Here is a 3,070-nt window from a genome sequence, read left to right as displayed (position 1 = left end):
GGCAGGCGTTCCGCGACCTCGGCTTCGACTCGCTCACCGCGGTCGAGCTGCGCAACCGGATCGGCGCCGAAACCGGCCTGCGGCTGCCCCCGACGCTGGTGTTCAGCTACCCGGACGCGACCGCGCTCGCCACGCACCTGCAGGCCGAGCTGCACGTCGAGCCCGACCTCGCCGCCGTGCTCGCGGCGATCCCGGTGGACCGGCTGCGGGAAGCCGGGCTGCTCGACGCCCTGCTGCGGCTGGCCGGCCCGGACGCCGGGCCCGCCGAACCCGCCGAAGCCTCGATCGACGCCATGGACGTGGACGACCTCGTCTCCCTGGCCCTCGATCTTCCCTGACCAGAACGAAACCGCGGAGACCGACCACCATGGCCACAGCACCGGACAAGATCGTCGAAGCCCTGCGCGCGTCGCTCAAGGAGAGCGACCGGCTGCGGGAACTCAACCGGCGGCTCGAAGCGGCGGCGGGCGAGCCGATCGCCGTCATCGGGATGAGCTGCCGCTACCCCGGCGGCGCCGGGTCCCCCGAGGAACTCTGGGACCTCGTCGCGCGTGGCGGCGACGCCGTCACCGGCTTCCCCGCCCGCCGCGGCTGGGACATCGAGGGGCTCTACGACCCGGACCCGGACGAGCCGGGCAAGGTCTACACCCGCGAGGGCGGGTTCCTGCACGACGCCGACCACTTCGACCCGGCGTTCTTCGGCATCAGCCCGCGTGACGCCCTTGCCATCGACCCGCAGCAGCGGCTGCTGCTGGAGGTGTCGCACGAGGCGTTCGAGCGGGCCGGGCTGACCGCGGACGCGGTGCGCGGCAGCCGCACCGGCGTGTTCGCCGGCGTGATGTACAACGACTACGCGGGTCGGATGTACCAGGTCCCGGACGGTTTCGAGGGCCTGCTCGGCAACGGCAGCGCGGGCAGTGTCGCCTCCGGGCGGCTGGCCTACACCTTCGGCCTGGAAGGGCCCGCCGTCACCGTCGACACGGCGTGCTCGTCGTCGCTGGTTGCCGTCCACCTGGCCGCGCAGGCCCTGCGGCAGGGAGATTGCAGCCTGGCGCTCGCCGGGGGCGTGGCCGTGATGGCGACGCCGTCCGCGCTGATCGAGTTCAGCCGGCAGCGGGCGCTCGCGCCGGACGGCCGCTGCAAGGCGTTCGCGGCCGCCGCCGACGGCACCAGCTGGGCCGAGGGCGCCGGAGTCCTTTTGCTGGAACGGCTTTCCGATGCCGAACGCCTCGGCCACCCGATCCTCGCAGTGGTCCGCGGGACCGCGGTGAACCAGGACGGCGCGTCCAACGGCATGACCGCGCCCAACGGCCTGGCCCAGCAGCGCGTGATCCGGGCGGCGCTGGCCAACGCGGGGCTGAGCGCGTCCGAAGTGGACGCCGTCGAAGCCCACGGTACGGGGACGTCCCTGGGTGACCCGATCGAAGCCGAGGCGCTGCTGGCGACGTACGGGCAGGACCGGGAGCGGCCGCTGTGGCTGGGATCGCTGAAGTCCAACATCGGGCACACGCAGGCCGCCGCCGGGGTCGGCGGGATGATCAAGATGATCCAGGCGATGCGGCACGGCGTGCTGCCGAAGACGTTGCACGTCGACGCGCCTTCGCCGCACGTCGACTGGGCGTCCGGGGCGGTCGAGCTGCTCACCGAGCCGGTGGCGTGGCCGGAGACGGGTGCCGCCCGGCGGGCGGGGGTCTCGTCGTTCGGGGTGAGCGGCACAAACGCGCACGTCATCCTGGAAGCGCCCGAGCGCCCCAATGTGGCCTTCGGTGCGTCAGACGCACCCAAGGCGGCCTTCGGTGCGCAAGACGCAACCAAGGCCGCCTTGGGGCGCTTGGTCCCGTGGGTGCTCTCCGCCCGGAGTGAACCCGCGCTGCGGGCGCAGGCGCGGAACTTGCTTGGCCTGGTGGACGAGAACCCGGCGGCGGTCGGGGCCGCGCTCGTGAAGACGCGGCAGGTGTACGAGCACCGGGCCGTCGTCGCCGGGGATCTGCGGGCCGGGCTGACCGCGCTGGCCGAGCAGGGCGTCGGCGCCGAGGTCGCGCGCGGGACGCGGCGGGCCGTGTTCGTCTTCCCCGGGCAGGGTTCGCAGTGGGCCGGGATGGGGCGTGAGCTGCTCGAATCGTCGCCGGTGTTCGCCGCGCGGATGGCCGAGTGCGCGGCCGCCCTCAAGCCGTTCGTGGATTGGGATCTGTTCGACGTCCTCGACGGTGACCTGGAACGCGTCGACGTCGTGCAGCCCGCGCTGTGGGCCGTGATGGTGTCGCTCGCCGACGTCTGGCGCTCCCACGGGGTCGAGCCCGTGGCCGTGATCGGGCACTCCCAGGGGGAGATCGCCGCCGCGGTGGTCGCGGGTGGACTGTCGCTTGAGGACGGTGCGCGGGTCGTCGCGTTGCGGAGCAAGGCGATCCTGCGGCTGTCGGGTCTCGGTGGCATGGTGTCGCTCACCGTTCCCGTGGAGCGCGCGCGAGAGCTGATCGAGCCGTGGGGCGAGCGGCTTTCGATCGCCGCGGTCAACGGGCCGTCCTCGGTGGTCGTCTCCGGCGACGCCGCCGCCCTCGACGAGCTGCTCACCCGGGATCTCCCGGCCAAGCGGATCGCCGTGGACTACGCGTCCCACTCCGCGCACGTCGAGGCCATCGAGGCCGAGCTGCTCGATGTGCTGGGCCCGATCCGCCCGCGTGCCGGCCGGATCCCGTTCCACTCGACCGTCACCGGCGAGCTGCTCGACACCGCCGCGCTCGACGCCGCCTACTGGTACCGGAACCTGCGCCGGACCGTCCACTTCGACCGGACCGTGCGCGGCTTCGGCGGCAAGCCCGTGTTCGTCGAGTGCAGCCCGCACCCGGTGCTCGTCCCCGGCCTCGACGAAGCCGCCGTCGGCACCCTCCGGCGCGGCGACGGCGGCCGCGCCCGGCTGCTCACCTCGCTCGGCACCGCCTTCGGCCACGGCGTCGACGTCGACTGGGCCCGCGAGCTCGACGGCGTCGACGCGACCGGCGTCGAACTGCCCACCTACCCGTTCCAGCGCACGCCGTTCTGGCTCGACGCGCCCGCCGTGACCGGCGACGTC

The 3,070-nt window shown here is 73.6% G+C and carries 1 protein-coding gene and 1 pseudogene; both read left to right on the top strand.

Going from position 1 to position 3,070, the window contains the following annotated elements; all coding sequences use genetic code 11:
* Positions 1-338, top strand: a 338-nt coding sequence (locus G3I65_RS20450) for an acyl carrier protein (protein ID WP_160697528.1), incomplete at its 5' end; no start/stop codon positions are given.
* Positions 339-367: 29 nt separating this feature from the next.
* Positions 368-3,070: pseudogene (locus G3I65_RS20445) on the top strand (type I polyketide synthase); the annotation flags it as partial.

Source organism: Amycolatopsis sp. SID8362, from assembly GCF_010550475.1.
GTDB classification, from domain to species: Bacteria; Actinomycetota; Actinomycetes; order Mycobacteriales; family Pseudonocardiaceae; genus Amycolatopsis; species Amycolatopsis eburnea.
The sequence above is the reverse complement of the archived record's forward strand: the minus strand, read 5'-3'. Positions and strand labels throughout refer to the sequence as shown.